This window comes from Enterobacter sp. D2 (genome assembly GCF_034427575.1).
In the GTDB taxonomy this organism is placed as follows: Bacteria; Pseudomonadota; Gammaproteobacteria; order Enterobacterales; family Enterobacteriaceae; genus Enterobacter; species Enterobacter cloacae_M.
On sequence record NZ_JAXQPP010000001.1, the window covers coordinates 2193667 to 2210343 of the forward strand.

14 protein-coding genes and 1 pseudogene are annotated in these 16677 nt (G+C 56.9%); 6 read left to right on the forward strand and 9 right to left on the reverse strand.

Annotation, left to right across the window (positions count from 1 at the left end; all coding sequences use genetic code 11):
• Nucleotides 1–48: 48 nt before the first annotated feature.
• Both pbpG and SPG90_RS10490 read right to left on the reverse strand, forming a co-directional pair.
• Entirely contained in the window at nt 49–972 is a 924-nt protein-coding gene (gene pbpG / locus SPG90_RS10485; protein ID WP_023312453.1) for a D-alanyl-D-alanine endopeptidase, read from the reverse strand.
• A 167-nt stretch (nt 973–1139) separates the two neighbouring features.
• Nucleotides 1140–1727: a Yip1 family protein gene (locus SPG90_RS10490; protein ID WP_023312454.1), complete on the reverse strand. Its 588-nt coding sequence runs from the start codon at nt 1725–1727 to the stop codon at nt 1140–1142.
• A 157-nt stretch (nt 1728–1884) separates the two neighbouring features.
• On the opposite strand from SPG90_RS10490, the gene SPG90_RS10495 reads away from it, so the two are divergent.
• The gene (locus SPG90_RS10495) at nt 1885–2457 is read left to right on the forward strand and encodes a DedA family protein (RefSeq protein WP_045402886.1); all 573 of its coding nucleotides are present in this window, start codon (nt 1885–1887) and stop codon (nt 2455–2457) included.
• A 49-nt stretch (nt 2458–2506) separates the two neighbouring features.
• On the opposite strand, the gene SPG90_RS10500 is transcribed toward SPG90_RS10495, so the two are convergent.
• The 7 genes and pseudogenes from SPG90_RS10500 to dusC all read right to left on the reverse strand — a co-directional run bounded on the left by SPG90_RS10500 (nt 2507) and on the right by dusC (nt 12034).
• Nucleotides 2507–3271: an SDR family oxidoreductase gene (locus SPG90_RS10500; protein WP_072254611.1), complete on the reverse strand. Its 765-nt coding sequence runs from the start codon at nt 3269–3271 to the stop codon at nt 2507–2509.
• A gap of 50 nt (nt 3272–3321) precedes the next feature.
• Nucleotides 3322–4740: a multidrug resistance outer membrane protein MdtQ gene (gene mdtQ / locus SPG90_RS10505; RefSeq protein ID WP_322408122.1), complete on the reverse strand. Its 1419-nt coding sequence runs from the start codon at nt 4738–4740 to the stop codon at nt 3322–3324.
• Nucleotides 4741–5066: 326 nt separating this feature from the next.
• Complete coding sequence (locus tag SPG90_RS10510) at nt 5067–6461, reverse strand: 6-phospho-beta-glucosidase (protein ID WP_322408123.1); 1395 nt, start codon at nt 6459–6461, stop codon at nt 5067–5069.
• A 12-nt stretch (nt 6462–6473) separates the two neighbouring features.
• Nucleotides 6474–8440 (reverse strand): annotated as a pseudogene (gene bglF, locus SPG90_RS10515) (PTS beta-glucoside transporter subunit IIABC).
• Nucleotides 8441–8464: 24 nt separating this feature from the next.
• On the reverse strand, nt 8465–9298 hold the full coding sequence (gene licT / locus SPG90_RS10520; RefSeq protein WP_045402873.1) for a BglG family transcription antiterminator LicT: 834 nt from the start codon (nt 9296–9298) through the stop codon (nt 8465–8467).
• A gap of 155 nt (nt 9299–9453) precedes the next feature.
• Nucleotides 9454–10800 (reverse strand): carbohydrate porin, encoded by a 1347-nt coding sequence (locus SPG90_RS10525; RefSeq protein WP_045402869.1) that lies wholly within the window; start codon nt 10798–10800, stop codon nt 9454–9456.
• 301 nt (nt 10801–11101) lie between these two features.
• Nucleotides 11102–12034, reverse strand: a complete 933-nt coding sequence (gene dusC / locus SPG90_RS10530) for a tRNA dihydrouridine(16) synthase DusC (protein ID WP_045402866.1) — start codon at nt 12032–12034, stop codon at nt 11102–11104.
• Nucleotides 12035–12201: 167 nt separating this feature from the next.
• On the opposite strand from dusC, the gene SPG90_RS10535 reads away from it, so the two are divergent.
• From SPG90_RS10535 to SPG90_RS10555, 5 genes are all read left to right on the forward strand, one after another.
• On the forward strand, nt 12202–12597 hold the full coding sequence (locus SPG90_RS10535) for a CidA/LrgA family protein (RefSeq protein ID WP_023312463.1): 396 nt from the start codon (nt 12202–12204) through the stop codon (nt 12595–12597).
• Nucleotides 12594–13289 carry a CidB/LrgB family autolysis modulator gene (locus tag SPG90_RS10540; protein ID WP_029740398.1) on the forward strand — a complete coding sequence of 232 codons (696 nt, stop codon included), beginning with the start codon at nt 12594–12596 and terminating at the stop codon, nt 13287–13289. Before SPG90_RS10535 ends, SPG90_RS10540 begins: the two co-directional genes overlap by 4 nt.
• Before the next feature lie 129 nt (nt 13290–13418).
• The gene (gene cdd, locus SPG90_RS10545) at nt 13419–14303 is read left to right on the forward strand and encodes a cytidine deaminase (RefSeq protein ID WP_126303466.1); all 885 of its coding nucleotides are present in this window, start codon (nt 13419–13421) and stop codon (nt 14301–14303) included.
• A gap of 126 nt (nt 14304–14429) precedes the next feature.
• On the forward strand, nt 14430–15146 hold the full coding sequence (gene sanA, locus SPG90_RS10550; RefSeq protein ID WP_008500918.1) for an outer membrane permeability protein SanA: 717 nt from the start codon (nt 14430–14432) through the stop codon (nt 15144–15146).
• Between the two features lie 124 nt (nt 15147–15270).
• Nucleotides 15271–16659: a glutamine synthetase family protein gene (locus SPG90_RS10555; protein WP_047635164.1), complete on the forward strand. Its 1389-nt coding sequence runs from the start codon at nt 15271–15273 to the stop codon at nt 16657–16659.
• Nucleotides 16660–16677 lie beyond the last annotated feature (18 nt).

Consider the following 16677-nt stretch of genomic DNA (forward strand, 5'->3'; position numbering starts at 1 on the left):
TCCCTGTGGGAGAGGGTCGGGGTGAGGGCATCAGCGCACACAAACGGCTCAGTCGTTCTGCGCCGTCGCCATCTGTTCCGCTTTCTGCTTTTTATACGTCAATGCTGCGGCCGGAACGGGCTGCACTTTCCCGGTTTCAATCCAGGTACGCAGGCGGCTCGCGTCCGCGAAGTGGGTATATTTGCCGAAGGCATCCATCACCACCAGCGCCACCGGTTTACCGTTAAACACGGTGCGCATCACCAGGCAGTGTCCTGCCGCGTTGGTAAAGCCGGTTTTGGTTAACTGAATATTCCAGTTATCGCGGTATACCAGATGGTTAGTGTTGCGGAACGGCAGCGTATAGGCCGGGTTCGCAAAGGTCGCCATCTCTTCACGGGTGGTGCTGAGCTGACCAATCAGCGGATACTGTTTGCTGGCAATCAGCAGTTTCGTCAGATCGCGGGCCGTGGAGACGTTGTTGATCGACAGTCCCGTCGGTTCAACATAATGCGTATTGGTCATCCCCAGCGCTTTGGCTTTTGCGTTCATCGCGCGGATAAAGGCGTCGTAGCCGCCCGGATAGTGGTGCGCCAGGCTCGCCGCCGCACGGTTTTCAGACGACATCAGCGCCAGCAGCAGCATATTTTTACGGCTGATTTCACTGTTCAGACGCACGCGAGAGTAGATCCCCTTCATCTCCGGCGTATGGCTGATATCCACTTTCAATTTTTCGTCCAGCGGCAGATGTGCATCAAGCACCACCATCGCGGTCATTAATTTGGTAATCGAGGCTATCGGGCGCACCAGGTCCGGATGGCTGGCGTAGATCACCTTATTGGTGTTGAGATCGACAATCATCGCGCTGCCGGACGCAATTTGCGGCTGAGCGGCAGCGGCGGTCACCGCAGGCGTTTTAGCGACGGCCGGCACGGCAGCGGACGCGCCCAGCAGCAGCGCCAGGCTAAGTAAAGAGACTCGGAATTTCAGCATGGTGAGACTTCTGATAATTATTCACGCACGTCATGACGTACACCGCCTGTATCAACGGATAAACACAGGCTGGCTTCGGCATCATAGCGGTCACCGGGCGTTGTCGCCAGCGGATAATCGTGAACAGATGCTGCATTGCTGGCATTTACGCCAGCAATGCAGTGAACTCAGAAGAGACGGTATCCGTAACCCCAAAGAATAACCGTCAGCGCCAGTAGCGCCTCCAGTACCAGCACCCCAATAGCGAGTGTTGAACTGGAAAAACTCAGGCCTTCTTCTTTATTGATATTCAGGAAGGTTGGAACCCCCAGATACAGCAGATACCCGGTGTAAAAGAGGGCAATAGTACCGATCAGCGCGCACAGCCAGACCAGTGGATAGAGCGCAACAATACCGCTTAAGAACAGCGGGGTCGCGACATATCCGGCAAAGACCATACAGTGCGCCAGCGATGGACGTTGCGGGTAGTTACGCGCCATCCAGTGAATGACACGCCCCATTACCGCCACACCCGCCAGCATCAGGCCATAAAAAACGATGGCCAGATAGAGCCCGGTAAACCAGGAAAGCTGAACAACGGTGCCGTCACCGAAGTTCCAGCCGATTTGTGTTGTTCCGATAAAGGCGCATATTACCGGCACCGCAGCCATCAGCAGCACGTGGTGCGTGTAATGATGCGAGACCGTTTCGTTCTCACTTTTAATGACATGCATCTCACGATCGGGATGGGAGAAAAGTCCCCAGACATGGTTCATAGCGCCCCCTTGTTGTCGGCCCGTCAGCGATACCTTAAGTATAATGCAGGCTTTAGATTATTTTCTGTACAGTGGGAAATTTCCGTTGATTTCCCCGCTGTTGATTCATGGGGTATATGATTAAACGAGGTAAGCAGAGGGAGATTACATTTACGTAATGGATATTAACGCACTCATTGAACAATATGGATATGCCGCGCTGGTCGTCGGTAGCGTGGCAGAAGGTGAAACCATCACGCTGTTAGGCGGCGTCGCCGCGCATCAGGGATTGCTGAAATTCCCGCTGGTCGTCGCAGCGGTCGCGCTCGGTGGAATGATTGGCGATCAGCTGCTCTACTTTCTCGGGCTGCGCTTCGGGCCCACGCTGCTTAAGCGTTTCGCAAAGCATCAGAAGAAAATTCGTCGCGCTCAACGGCTCATTCAACGTCATCCCTATCTGTTCGTCATCGGCACGCGCTTTATGTATGGCTTTCGCATTATCGGGCCGATACTGATTGGCGCCAGCCATCTGCCGCCAAAAATTTTCCTGCCGCTCAATGTTCTTGGTGCGATTGCCTGGGCGATGATCTTTACGACGCTCGGCTACGTAGGGGGCGAAGTGATTGGCCCGTGGCTGCATAATCTCGACCAGCATCTGAAGCACTGGGCGTGGCTGATTCTGGTGGTGGTGGCGGTGATTGGGGTCAGGCTGTGGCTGAAGCATCGGGAAAAGACGCGGAATGAGGAGTAGCCGGGTGCGGCCTGATGCCCTCACCCTCTCCCACAGGGAGAGGGGAAAACTACCCCTCCTGCTTAAACTGCGGGTTCGCCAGCATAAAGCCCCCGTCAACAATAAACGATTGCCCCGTCGTGTAGCTGGCGTCGCTGTCGCACAGCCATGCCACCAGGCTGGCTATCTCTTTGGTGTGGCCCGGCCGCGCCAGCGGGATTTCCGGCATTGAACCCTCCTTCACTTCGCTGTCGTCCATGTCGTTCATCGGTGTGGCAATGGCGCCCGGCGCGACGGCGTTCACCAGAATGTTGTGCTTAACCAGTTCCATCGCCATGGATTTGGTTAACCCGCCGAGCGCGTGTTTTGCCGCCGTGTAGGCGCTCGCCTCTGGCAGCGGCGTGTGCTCATGCACCGAGGTAATGTTCACAATCCGCCCCCCTTCCCCTTGCTTCACCATCTGGCGGGCGGCAATTTGTGAACAGAGAAACGCGCCGTCCACGTCGACGGTGAAAATGTTCCGCCAGTCGTCAAACGGCATCTCAAGGAACGGCGCTTTGGTCATCGCACCCGCATTGTTGACCAGCACGTCCAGCCGACCAAAACGCGCAATCAGCGTTTCAATACCCTCTGCGCCTTCCGGCAGCGTGCTTAAATCAAGATGGATAGCCTCTGCGCGCTGCCCCTGCGCTTCAACTTCGCGGCAGGTTTCCAGCGCTCCTTTTTCATCCGAGTGCCAGGTGACGCCAATATCAAACCCGCGCTCTGCGAGCATCAGCGCCGTGGTTTTACCAATCCCGGAATCCGATGCGGTCACTATCGCTACTCTGGTCATACTCACCTCCTGAAAAACTGCAAAGAGGTAAGTATAGATAATGACCATTTTTAGCCATGATGATAACCGCCGCCCAGCGCCGAGGTGAGCTGCAGCGTGGCGTCGACATACTGGCCTTTCAGCATCAATCCGGCGAGGTCTTGCCTGAGGGCCGGGATCCTGGCTTCACTGACCCGCGAGCCCGCAACGATCCCCGCGCTGAAACGCGCCTGCGCCAGCGCCACAACCCGCGCCGCATCTTTTTCAACCTGCTGCTGATGGCGGTTCTTCGCCGTCAGCGTTTCGACTTCGCTGGCCGTGCGCGCCACCTGATTGACCGCTTCGACCACCGCTTTGTTGTAGTTTGCCACCGAGAGATTATTTTGCGCCTGGGCGATATCCAGACTGGCGTTCAGCCTGCCGCTGTCGAAGATCGGCAGCGTCAGCCCGGCGGTCACGCCCATCTGCTGCGCTGAAGCGCGAAACAGATCGCTCAGATGGAGGGCATCCTGCTGTAGGAACGCCATCAGGTTCACGTCAGGATAGAAAGCCGCTCTCGCGGCCTCCACCTCGCTCATAGAGGCTTCGATATACCAGTGTGCCTCCTGAAGATCCGGGCGGCGTGCCAGCAGTTCATAACCGAGCGTCGACGGTAGCGCGGCGTCGACCGTCGGCAGCGCATGCCGCGTAAGCGTTACGGAGGAAGAATTCGTCAGCGCGACCAGACGCGCCTCGACGGCTTTCATCTTCCCGTTGACTTCTGCCAGCTGCTCTTCGGTTTTGTTGGCGTTGATATCAGTTTCCACCCCCTCCACGGAGGAGGTGATCCCATGCTGATACAGTTCGCGATCGGCACCAATGATGTTGTCCTGCTCATGTTTGATCTGCGCGAGAACCTCCCCCGCGGCGGCCTGAGTTTGCCACTCCCAGTAGAGCCGCGCCACGCTGCTGGCCAGCAGCTGGCGGGTTTGCTCCAGCTCCGCTTTTTGCGCATTCACTTTGCCAATCCGGGCCTCGACCCGGGCGCGATTTTTTCCCCACAGATCGAGTTCCCAGCCTGCGGTCAGGCCAAAGGTGCCGTTGGTGTACCACGGCCCGGTGGTGCCTGCAGCCGGGTCGGTAAAGGCAAAAGGCCCCATCAGCCCTTCGGCGGACATTTTCTGGCGTTCCGCATCGGCGGAAAAATCAATCTGCGGACCGTCAGCGGCCATCGCGGCTTTGGCCTGGGCTTCGGCAAGCGTAATGCGCTGACGGGCAATCTGCATATCCGGTGCATCGCTCAACGCTTTCGCAATCAGCCCGTTAAGCTGGGGATCGTTATACGCTTTCCACCACTCATTTTTCGGCCAGTCCTGATGATTCAGAACCGTATTCACCGACGCCGCCGCGGTTTGCGTTTTAAGGGGAGATACCGTGGCATGTTCAGGCGCACAGGCTGCCAGAATAAAAGCGAAGGGAGCACTCAGAGATAAAATAAGAGAACGTTTCATTACGCCATAAACTCAAAAAATAAAGGCGCACGTTACGCTCGATATCGTTCATTTTTTTAGTAACGCGTGGCAATCCGCAAATTGTCATACATTTTAATACCCGGAAATTTATTCCCAAAGAGAATGATTAAATCCAATGCATTCACGCCAAATATAAATACGCTGCTACACTTATTCAGGACATCCATGAGCGGGAGAAAGGAATGAAAATATTACTGTGGGTTATTTTAATTATATTTCTGATAGGGCTCTTAGTGGTCACCGGCGTATTCAAGATGATTTTCTGATCTATTTGCCCGGCTCTGCGCCGGGCAAGGTTCCTGATATCAAACTTTCAGCGAAGCCCCTTTCGTAGCAATAACCTCTTTATACCAGTAGAAACTTTTCTTACGGCTGCGCGCCAGCGTGCCCTTTCCGCTGTCATCGCGATCGACGTAAATAAAGCCGTAGCGCTTAGAGAGTTCAGCTTTAGACGCGCTCACCAGGTCGATTGGCCCCCAGCTGGTATAGCCAATCACCTCAACGCCGTCGTCAATCGCTTCACGCACCTGCACCAGGTGGTCGTTAAGGTAGCTGATGCGATAGTCATCCTGCACCACGCCGTTCGCATCCGGTTTATCCTTCGCCCCCAGGCCATTTTCCACGATAAACAACGGCTTCTGATAGCGATCCCAGAGCACGTTTAACAGGGTACGCAGGCCGATGGGGTCAATCTGCCAGCCCCATTCGGAACTTGCCAGATGCGGGTTAGGCACCATGCTCAGGATGTTGCCGCGCGCCTGCTGGTTGAGGGCCTCATCCGCGGTGACGCAGCCCGTCATGTAGTAGCTGAAGGAGATAAAATCGACGGTCGATTTCAGCGCCTCGCGGTCGGCATCCGTTACCTCAAGCTGAATACCGTTGTCGCGGAAGAAGCGCTGCATATACCCCGGATAGGCGCCACGGCACTGCACGTCGCCAAAGAATTGCCACGCGCGGTTTTCCTGCAGCGTCTCCAGAACATCTTCCGGTTTGCAGGTCAGCGGGTACATCAGGCCGCCCAGCAGCATGTTGCCGATTCTGGCATCCGGGATAATCTCGTGGCAGGCCTTCACGGCCAGCGCGCTGGCCACCAGCTGATGGTGGATCGCCTGATACACCTCCCCTTTGCTGCTGGTTTCCGGCAGGCCCACGCCGGTCATCGGCGCGTGCAGAGACATATTGATCTCATTGAAGGTCAGCCAGAGCTTCACCTTCTCCTTGTAGCGCGCAAACACGGTGCGGGCGTAGCGCTCGAAGAACCCAATGGTCTGGCGGCTGCCCCACCCGCCGTACTGCTTCACCAGCCCCCACGGCATTTCGTAATGCGAGAGCGTCACCAGCGGGGTAATGTTGTGCGCGGCCAGCTCGTCAAACAGCCGGTCGTAAAACGCCAGCCCCGCTTCGTTAGGCTGCTGCTCGTCGCCGTTCGGAAAAATACGGGTCCAGGCAATGGAGACGCGCAGGCAGCTAAAGCCCATCTCAGCGAACAGTTTGATGTCTTCCGGGTAGCGGTGATAGAAGTCGATGGCGACGTCCTTGATGCCGCTGTCGCCCGCCACGCGCTCAACCACCGGGCCGAAGACACCCTGCGGCTGAACGTCTGAGGTGGACAGCCCTTTCCCCTCCTCCAGATACGCGCCTTCTACCTGATTCGCGGCAACCGCGCCGCCCCATAAAAAATCGTCCGGGAAAGTTTTCATCACGTTCTCCTGTTATTGATGGCTTACGCTGAGTAACGGCGCACCGGCACTGACGGACGTTGCCGCCACGGTCACCACGTCACGATACTCATCGCTGTTACTGATAATGATCGGGGTCGCCAGGTCGTATCCGGCATCGATAATCGCCTGTCGGTCAAACTCCAGCAGCAGATCGCCGGGCTGCACCCTGTCGCCCACCTTCACGTGGGCGGTAAACGGCCTGCCGTCGAGCTTCACGGTGTCGATCCCCACGTGGATTAACACTTCAATACCGCTGTCGCTGAGCAGGCCGATGGCGTGTTTGGTCTGAAACAGCGAGGCCACCACGCCGGCAAACGGGGCCACCACTTTGTTATCGGAGGGAATAATCGCGGCACCGCTGCCCAGCAGGCCGCTGGCAAACGTGGTATCCGGCACCTGGTCGAGTGCCAGAACGGTGCCGGTCATCGGTGCCAGCACATCGTTTTCACCCGCTGGCACAACCGCCTCGGGCGCTGCGCGTCCCGGCATGCCCGCCACCAGCGTCAGGCCGCAGCTCAGCACCAGCGCTACCGCGGTGCCGATCACGCCGCCCCACAGCGTGGCGTTTACCCCGCCCGGCGGAATCATCTGGGCGATGGTAAAGATATTGGCGAAGCCGAAGGAGTAAACTTGGGTATCGCTGAAGCCGACAATCGCGCCGCCGATAGCTCCCGCCACGCAGCCAAAGATAAACGGGCGGCGCAGCGGCAGGTTTACCCCATAAACGGCCGGCTCGGTAATACCAAATATCCCTGCCGTCACCGATGAACCCGCCAGCATTTTCTGACGGGCATCGCGGGTACGCAGGAAGATCCCCAGCGCCGCCCCCACCTGACCAAACACCGCGGGCAACAGCATCGGCAGCATGGAGTCATGCCCCAGCACCGCCAGGTTGTTAATCATCAGCGGCACCAGCCCCCAGTGCAGGCCAAAAATAACGCAGACCTGCCACAGCGCGCCCATCGCCGCGCCCGCCAGCCACGGTGCCAGAACGTAAATACTCTGATAGCCGTTCGCCAGCATCTGGCTCAGCCAGGTCGCCAGCGGCCCGATAACGAGGAAAGTCAGCGGCACGGTCACGCCCAGACAGATCAGCGGCGCGAAGAAGTTTTTCATCGAGGACGGCAGCAGCCTGGTGCTCTGTTTTTCCAGCCAGCAGCTCACCCACGAGGCGAGAATAATCGGGATCACCGACGAGCTGTAGTTAAACCAGGTGACAGGAATGCCCAAAAAGGCGTCCGATACCGCGCCCGGCTGCTGGCTGGCGTTAAACGCCGCAATCATCATCGGATGAGTGAGCGCCCCGCCGATCACCATGGTAATAAACGGGTTGCCGCCGAATTTTTTCCCGGCGGTATAGCCCAGCACCAGCGGGAAGAAGAAGAACAGCGCGTCGCTGGCGGCGAACCAGATTTTATAGGTGCCGCTTTCGGTGGTGAGCCAGCCGCAGACAACTGCCAGCGCCAGCAGTCCTTTCAGAATACCGGAGGCCGCGAGAATGCCGATAAACGGGGTGAAGATCCCGGAGACGATGTCAATCAGGCGGCCCAGCAGATTCCCTTTTTCTCCCTTCTCTTCCACGACGGGCGCGTCATCGGTAAGGCCTGCCTCATTGCGCACCGCCTGCCAGACGTCGTGGACGTGGTTGCCAATCACCACCTGAAACTGGCCGCCGCTTTCCACCACCATGATCACGCCCGGGTTTTTCTTGAGCCCTTCCGCATCCGCCCGTTGATTCTCTTTCAGTTTGAAGCGAAGCCGTGTCGCGCAGTGTACAAGACTGACGATGTTCTCTTTTCCGCCAACGTGGCCGAGAATATCCTTCGCTAAAGCCTGGTATTCCATCTCGATTTCCTTACATCCGATGCCTGCAGGCACCTGTTGACTGAGTACAAAAAATAAAAAAACCCGAGAACGTCCTTCTTACGAAAGCCGCGCTCAGGTTTTGCCTGCGTGATGCAGTAACAATCCTGTTTTGAGGCTTAACGCCCCTCTTTTCTCACCCGCTCGATATGAATGGCGAGGAACATAATTTCTTCGGTCGTCAGCTCACGCTGATAGCTTTTGTTCAGGTGCTGGGCGATTTTCTCGGCGCATTTCCACGCTTTCGCGTAGTTGTCTTTTACCGCCGTATGCAGCGAGACGTCGTCATCTTCCACCACGGTGCGGGTGAGCATCCGCTGGGCAAAAAACTTCAGGTGGGTGACGAAACGCTGATAGCTGAGCGAGTCTTCATCGTACTCAAGCTGCAGCTGATACTTCACCAGCTGCAGGATCTCCTGCATCACCCGCGTAACGTGCATCACTTCCGGCATTTCGCTGTTCAGCTGCGCGGTGACCAGATGCAGCGCGATAAACCCGGCCTCATCCTCCTCCAGCTCGACGTTCAGGCGTCTGGCGATAATGGCCCGCGCCTCCTGCCCTAATTCGAACTCCTTCGGATACAGCCGTTTAATATCCCACAGCAGCACGTTTTTGATGGCCAGCCCGTTCTTCTGCCGCTCAATCGCAAAGTAGCAGTGGTCGGTGAGGGTGATATACAAACTCTCCTGCAGCTTGCCCAGCCGCTGCGCCGCCAGCGCGATGATGCGGTCGCAGGTGGTCATTACCTCCAGCGGAATTTGACTCAGCAACTCCCCGAGTCGACGCACCAGTTCATCGCTTTGTAACGCAAACACCTTTTCAACCAACGCGGTATCCAGCGCTTCACCGACGCGCTTCTGAAAGGCCAGCCCACGACCCATCACCACCTGTTCGCGCCCGCGCTCATCCTGAACAACCACCACGTTATTATTGAGTATCTTGGCGATTTTCATCTGAACCCCAGAAACAAAAAAACCTGACCTCCGGCAGATGCCAGAAAATCAGGTTTTGCCTGCCTAAGCAGTAACAATCCAGTTCTGGCACTCTATCAGTTTCATTCATAGCCTCAATGCATCACGCGTCAGAAACGTGACGCGGATCGACATTGCTAGAACGTCACGACAGTTTTCAGCTCCGTCACCCAGGCATCCTGCGTCCGGGATACGCCGCCGGGATGGTGCCAGTACTGAATGCCCGGCTGCAGCTCCAGCCACGACACCGGACGGAAGCGATAATAAAACTCACCGTTCAGGGAGTGGCCCGGCACCGGGTGATACGCCGGATCGTTATAGTCCGACACGCCGCTCAGGCTGTTCATATAGCGCTGGTTGCGGGCGTACTGGCTGCTCATATCAATCCAGGTCAAGCCAAAGCCAATCCAGTCTTCCGGTCGCGCGTCAAACATCCCGCGGTAGCGCAGCGAGGCGGCGTAAACCTGGTGCATGTAGTTGGTACTCTGATCCGCAAGGCTCATGCTGAAAGAGGTGCTCAACCCGCGATTCGGATCATCCTGATGCTGCGTAAGCTGCTGGTTCAGCCCGGCGTACATGAACCAGGTCCGGCTGTGGGTATCAAAGCCGTTCGGGTCCGTCGCGCCCGCACCGCCGGATTTGCCGCGATAGAGATCGGTTTGCGGCGCGTTGGTAAACACCACGCCCAGGTTGTACGCGCCCGGCAGGCCGTTAATCAGCGGGCGCGCTTCGATTTCAACCGGCAGTAAAACCCCTTTGCTGCCCTTCGTCGACCAGCTCCAGGCGTGGCTGCGGCTGGAGGCCTCGGGATTTTGCTCCATCACGCCACCTTTTAAGGTCAGCGTCGGCGTTAATTTATACGCAAGCGTGGTGCCCCAGGTGTGAACGTTCCAGTTGTTCCACGTCAGCGAGTTGGCTGACTTGCCGCCGCACTGCGAAAGCAGCTGGAAATCACAGGGGATGATTTGATCGAAGGTTTGCACCTTGTTCATCATCCCGATGCGCCAGGTCAGACGCCGGTCGTCAAAGCTGCGGGCAAAGGTCAGCCAGCCCAGGCGGGTAATGGACTGTCCGCCCCAGCTCTCTTGGGTCAGATCGTTAAAGTTAACGCGCGGGTCCTGCACGCGTTTGGTGGTGAGGTCGTCATTGTGGTTACGGTTGACGATATTCCCTTCGATACGCGCGTCCGGGATACCGGTCCAGCGCTCAAGATCCTGGTTGAAGGTCAGCGCAAACTGGTCAATATAGGCCACGTGGGAGTCGTGGTTATAGCCACCGCCTCCGTTCCAGCCAATTTCATTCAGATATCCGAGATTCCAGGTAAAACCGTTATCGTTGAGGATTTTACGTATGCCGAGCATATCGCCCAGAACAGGCTCCGGAGGAGCCTCAAAACCTAATACCGTTCCATTCCAGTCCTGCGCCACCGACAGCGGGGATATCGTCAATAAGGCGAGCGCATAGAGTTTATTTTTATATGCCATGATAACAACCTGTGATTGAGTATTTTGTGCGTAACCGGCCGCAGGAAATTTTTCTATTTCCTGTCGATATTTCATTTTTTAAAATCAGTAAAAAGCGCTAAGCCAAATTTCTCTCCTGAGTAAACGAGAGGCAAAAAAAAACCTAAGCGCTCCACAGCGAAAATGCTGTGAAACGCTTAGGTTTTGCCTGTTAGCCAGTAACAATCCTGCGTTGAAAACAGTGGCACCTTAACACCGTCGCGCCACGTTGAAAACCAGAACTGTTTTCTGCTTTAAAAAAGTGTGAGCAATTTAACGCTTATTATTTTGACTGAATCACCCGGGCAATATCAGACGAAGTCTGTAATGTCCGAATCTCCTGAAATAATCCCAGCGCTTCATCGTACTCTTTGCGTAAATAACTCAGCCACTGTTTAATTCGCGCGACGTGATACAAACCGGTATCGCCCTGCTTTTCCAGTCGGCTGTATTTTTGCAGCAGCGTAACGACGTCTGCCCACGGCATTCGCGGCTCGTTATATTTCACCACCCGGCTGAGGTTCGGCACATTCAGGGCGCCGCGACCGATCATCACCGCATCGCAGCCGGTGGCCTGCAGACAGGCCTGCGCGCTCGCGTAGTCCCAGATTTCACCGTTGGCGATCACCGGAATGGAGAGGCGCTTGCGGATCTCGCCGATCGCCTGCCAGTTAATGCGCTCGGCCTTGTAGCCATCTTCTTTGGTGCGGCCATGCACCACCAGTTCGGTGGCCCCGGCCTGCTGCACCGCATCGGCGATTTCAAACTGCCGCGCGTCGCTGTCCCACCCCAGGCGCACCTTCACCGTCACCGGCAAATGCGAAGGCACGGCCTCACGCATGGCCTTCGCGCCGCGGTAAATCAGCTCAGGATCTTTCAACAGGGTCGCCCCGCCGCCGCTGCCGTTAACCAGCTTCGACGGACAGCCGCAGTTGAGATCCACCCCGTAAGAGCCCAGCTCAACCGCGCGGGCGGCGTTCTCCGCCAGCCATTCGGGATACTGGCCGAGCAGCTGAATACGCACCAGCGTACCGGAAGAGGTCCGGCTCTGGTTGTGCAGCTCGGGGCACAGGCGGAAGAAGGATTTTACCGGCAACAACATATCGACCACGCGCAGAAATTCCGTCACGCAGAGATCGTAATCGTTCACCTCGGTCAGAAGCTCGCGCACGAGGGAGTCGAGCACACCTTCCATTGGGGCCAGTAAAACACGCATAGCAGTACCTGTGGAAAAAGACGCGCTATAGTATCTGCTCTGTATGTATGTGGAAAGCGCGACTTTCCATTCTGGAATGTCTGGTATGCTCAAATTTCATGATGTGATCCGTGGCACATTTTTGAGTTTAATTGTATGATGAATGCGTTTCAGCAAGGACTATCACCATGAGCAAATCATTGAACATTATCTGGCAATATCTGCGCGCATTCGTCCTGATTTACGCCTGCCTGTATGCCGGGATTTTCATCGCGTCGCTGCTGCCGATCGTCATTCCCGGCAGCATTATCGGTATGCTGATCCTCTTTGTTTTGCTGGCGCTGCAAATCCTGCCCGCAAAATGGGTCAATCCCGGCTGCTTCGTCCTTATTCGCTATATGGCGCTGCTTTTTGTGCCTATCGGCGTCGGGGTCATGCAGTATTTTGATTTGCTCAAGGCCCAGTTCGGCCCGATTGTGGTCTCCTGCGCGGTCAGTACGCTGGTGGTTTTCCTGGTTGTGAGCTGGAGTTCGCATCTGGTGCATGGCGAACGTAACGTGGTCGGGGAGAAAACAAAAAAATGATGGCCAATATCTGGTGGTCGCTGCCGTTAACCCTGGCGGTGTTCTTCGCCGCGCGCAAGCTTGCCGCACGTTTCAAAATGCCGTTGCTGAACCCGCTGCTGGTGGCAATGGTGGTGATTATTCCGTTCCTGCTGCTCACCGGCATTCCCTACGAACGCTACTTTGCCGGCAGCAAAATTTTAAACGACCTGCTGCAGCCTGCCGTTGTGGCGCTCGCCTTTCCTTTATATGAGCAGCTGCACCAGATTCGCGCCCGCTGGAAATCCATCATTACCATCTGTTTTGTGGGCAGCCTGGTGGCGATGATCACCGGCACGTCGGTAGCGCTGTTGATGGGAGCCTCCCCGCAGATCGCCGCCTCTATCCTGCCTAAATCGGTGACCACGCCTATCGCGATGGCGGTCGGTGGCAGCCTTGGCGGGATCCCGGCCATCAGCGCGATGTGCGTCATTTTCGTCGGTATTCTCGGGGCGGTGTTTGGTCACACCCTGCTGAACGGGATGCGTATTCATACTAAAGCGGCACGGGGGCTGTCGATGGGGACCGCCTCCCACGCCCTGGGCACCGCCCGCTGTGCGGAGCTGGATTATCAGGAAGGGGCGTTTAGCTCCCTGGCGCTGGTGATCTGCGGGATTATCACCTCCCTGCTGGCCCCGTTCATTTTCCCGCTGATTCTGGCGGTGATGGGCTAAAATTTGCGATGCGTCGCGCAAATTTCATTTTGATTTCATAAGTTGCATACATAATGAGAAGTGGATCACATATAAAGCCCTGACGGCTCCGTAAACTACCGATCCATTAACCTTTATGAGGCATACGCCATGCACCCACGTTTTCAAGCTGCTTTCGCCCAGCTTGCAGAGAATTTGCAGTCAGCCCTGGCTCCCGTTCTGGCAGATGCACACTTCCCCGCCCTGCTGAACGCGGAGCAGGTCACGATGCTGAAACAGGCAACGGGACTGGACGAAGACGCGCTGGCTTTCGCACTGCTTCCTTTGGCCGCCGCCTGCGCGCGGGCCGATCTCTCCCATTTTAACGTCGGGGCCATTGCGCGCGGCGTCAGCGGAACCTGGTACTTCGGTGGCAATATGGAGTTCCTGGGCGCGACCATGCAGCAAACGGTTCACGCCGAGCAGAGCGCCATCAGCCACGCCTGGCTGCGCGGTGAAAAAGCCCTGAGCGCCATTACCGTTAACTACACCCCCTGCGGCCACTGCCGTCAGTTTATGAACGAGCTGAACAGCGGGCTGCAGCTGCGCATCAATCTGCCAGGCCGCGCGCCGCATACGCTGGGGGACTATCTGCCTGACGCGTTTGGCCCGAAAGATCTGGAGATCAAAACGCTGCTGATGGACGAGCAGGACCACGGTTACGCCCTGTCCGGCGATGACCTGAGCCAGGCGGCCATTCGCGCGGCAAACAAAAGCCACACGCCGTACAGCAAGTCACCAAGCGGCGTGGCGCTACAGTGCCGCGATGGCCGGATCTTTAGCGGCAGCTACGCGGAAAACGCCGCGTTTAACCCAACTCTGCCACCGCTGCAGGGCGCGCTTAACCTGCTGAGCCTGAACGGCTATGACTATCCGGACATTCAGCGCGCTATTCTGGCAGAAATTGCCGATGCGCCGCTGATTCAGTGGGATGCGACCGCCGCGACGCTTAAAGCGCTGGGCTGCGCGACGATTGACCGCGTACTGCTTGCGTAATCCTTCCGGCGGGCAGAAATGCCCGCCAGTTTGCTGAAAAACCCCTCAGTTGAGTCGCTGTTTCTTGCGCTAACCAGGCGGGTAAAGTAGCCTGAGTTAAATTTCATCCACGAACGAGCCATCTCCATGTTAAAGCGCGTTTTTTACAGCCTGTCTGTCCTGGTCGGCATACTGCTGTTGATCGTGCTGGGTCTCGACCGCTGGATGAGCTGGAAAACCGCCCCCTACATCTTTGATGACCTGCAGGACCTGCCATATCGTCAGGTTGGCGTGGTGCTCGGCACCGCCAAGTATTACCGCACCGGCGTGATCAACCAGTATTACCGTTACCGCATTCAGGGCGCGCTGAACGCCTACAATAGCGGCAAGGTGAACTACCTGCTGCTGAGCGGCGATAACGCCCTGCAAAGCTACAATGAACCGGTGACGATGCGGAAGGACCTGATTGCGGCGGGCGTGGACCCTGCCGATATCGTGCTCGACTACGCCGGATTCCGCACCCTGGACTCCATCGTGCGCACGCGTAAAGTCTTTGACACCAACGACTTCATCATCATCACCCAGCGCTTCCACTGCGAGCGCGCGCTGTTTATCGCGCTGCATATGGGGATTCAGGCGCAGTGTTACGCGGTGCCGTCGCCAAAGGACATGCTGAGCGTGCGCGTCCGTGAGTTCGGCGCGCGCTTTGGCGCCCTGGCCGATCTGTATATCTTCAAACGCGAACCGCGCTTTTTAGGCCCGCTGGTGCCGATTCCGGCGATGCACGAAGTGCCGGAAGACGCGCAGGGTTACCCGGCCGTCACGCCCGAGCAGCTGCTGGATATGCAGAAAAAAGAGAAATAACAGGGCCGCCTTTATACTTTCTTTACGCCGGGCCTGACGCTTTTTACCTCCCCTTTACGTCGGCTCTTTTAAGCTGAGTTCACTGCCGCTACGGCTTCATTGAAGAATGACTATGAACTCAATAATGAATGCGTTTTTCCTCAAAAGTCTCCGCCCGTATTTTAACTTTCCCGGTTTATCACTTCCTGGCGCACTCAATTCCGGTCTCTGGCTTGATGAAAAAATTGATGCCCTGCAGCACAACGTTTCAGTGGAAGTGGCAGATTATCTGGAACGTTACCCGCAGACGAAACATGTAGACGTTTACCTCAACGATATCAACGGCACGATGCGCGGCAAGCGTCTGTCGGTGGAGAGCATGCTGAGCCTGGAAAAAGGCTGTTATTTTCCCCTTTCGGTCTACTCGATGGATCAGAAAGGAAAAATCGCCGCCCCGCTTCATGATGAGCCGGACCGACTCTGCGTTCCTGTCGCCGGCTCCCTGCGCCCCTGCCCGCAGGATCCGCAGCACAACGCGCAGATCCTGCTGACGATGAAAGACAGCGACGATACCCCCTGCCCGCTTGAGCCGCGCGTGATACTGCAGAACGTGCTGGCCCGCTTCCACCAGCACGGCCTCTTCCCGGTGATTGCCCCGGAAATCGAGTTCTATCTGACGGGGCATGACGATCGGGATCCGCAAAATCAGGGCTGTTTTCATATGGATACTACGACGGCCCATGCGGTACTGTTTGACGAGCTGGAACAACTGGCGCACCTGCAGCGCATCCCGCTGTCCGGGATCGTGGCGGAAGCCGAGTCCGGTCAGTACGAATTAAACCTGAAGCACAGCCATCGCGTGGTTGAGGTCTGCGATAACGTGCTGGCGCTTCGTCGCCTGACCCGTTACGTTGCCGAGAAGCACGGCCTGCAGGCCAACTTTATGGCTAAACCTTTCAGCCAGCTGTCCGGCAGCGGCCTGCACTTCCATTTCAGCCTGAACAATCGTCACGGCGAAAACGTCTTTGCTTCCCCGGTGAACGCGCTTAACAGCATGATGCGTTTGTGCATCGCGGGGCAGCTGGCGCTGATGCCCGCCTCTGTCGCCATTCTTGCGCCGGGCGTTAACGCGTTTCGTCGCCTGCGTAAAAACCTGACGGAGCCCGTATTTAACTCCTGGGGCTATAACACCCGCTCCGCCGCCCTGCGTATTCCCTGCTCGGATGACCACAACCGTCGTATCGAGTACCGGCTGGCCGGGGCCGATGCCAATCCGTATCTGGTGGCAGCCACTGTCCTGACCGGTATGCTGTACGGGCTGGAAAACACCGACGACGAGGATTTGCCCGAACCGCAGCACGATCGTCCCGAGCTGCCGCTGTTTCAGCAGGAGGCGATTGAGACCTTTGCCCGCTGTCAGTACCTCACCGACAGCCTGGGCGACGCCTTTTCTGAACAGTGGGTCGCCTGCAAACTCTCTGAACTCGACTGGTTTGAGCGCATTGTGACCCGAGAGGAGTCACAGCTGGCATAAGGCATAAAAAAGCCCGCT

Bases quoted from the DNA above. Each gene is read 5' to 3' on its own strand.
- pbpG (WP_023312453.1), bottom strand. From the start codon at position 972: ATGCTGAAATTCCGAGTCTCTTTACTTAGCCTGGCGCTGCTGCTGGGC.
- SPG90_RS10490 (WP_023312454.1), bottom strand. From the start codon at position 1,727: ATGAACCATGTCTGGGGACTTTTCTCCCATCCCGATCGTGAGATGCAT.
- SPG90_RS10495 (WP_045402886.1), top strand. From the start codon at position 1,885: ATGGATATTAACGCACTCATTGAACAATATGGATATGCCGCGCTGGTC.
- SPG90_RS10500 (WP_072254611.1), bottom strand. From the start codon at position 3,271: ATGACCAGAGTAGCGATAGTGACCGCATCGGATTCCGGGATTGGTAAA.
- mdtQ (WP_322408122.1), bottom strand. From the start codon at position 4,740: ATGAAACGTTCTCTTATTTTATCTCTGAGTGCTCCCTTCGCTTTTATT.
- SPG90_RS10510 (WP_322408123.1), bottom strand. From the start codon at position 6,461: ATGAAAACTTTCCCGGACGATTTTTTATGGGGCGGCGCGGTTGCCGCG.
- licT (WP_045402873.1), bottom strand. From the start codon at position 9,298: ATGAAAATCGCCAAGATACTCAATAATAACGTGGTGGTTGTTCAGGAT.
- SPG90_RS10525 (WP_045402869.1), bottom strand. From the start codon at position 10,800: ATGGCATATAAAAATAAACTCTATGCGCTCGCCTTATTGACGATATCC.
- dusC (WP_045402866.1), bottom strand. From the start codon at position 12,034: ATGCGTGTTTTACTGGCCCCAATGGAAGGTGTGCTCGACTCCCTCGTG.
- SPG90_RS10535 (WP_023312463.1), top strand. From the start codon at position 12,202: ATGAGCAAATCATTGAACATTATCTGGCAATATCTGCGCGCATTCGTC.
- SPG90_RS10540 (WP_029740398.1), top strand. From the start codon at position 12,594: ATGATGGCCAATATCTGGTGGTCGCTGCCGTTAACCCTGGCGGTGTTC.
- cdd (WP_126303466.1), top strand. From the start codon at position 13,419: ATGCACCCACGTTTTCAAGCTGCTTTCGCCCAGCTTGCAGAGAATTTG.
- sanA (WP_008500918.1), top strand. From the start codon at position 14,430: ATGTTAAAGCGCGTTTTTTACAGCCTGTCTGTCCTGGTCGGCATACTG.
- SPG90_RS10555 (WP_047635164.1), top strand. From the start codon at position 15,271: ATGAATGCGTTTTTCCTCAAAAGTCTCCGCCCGTATTTTAACTTTCCC.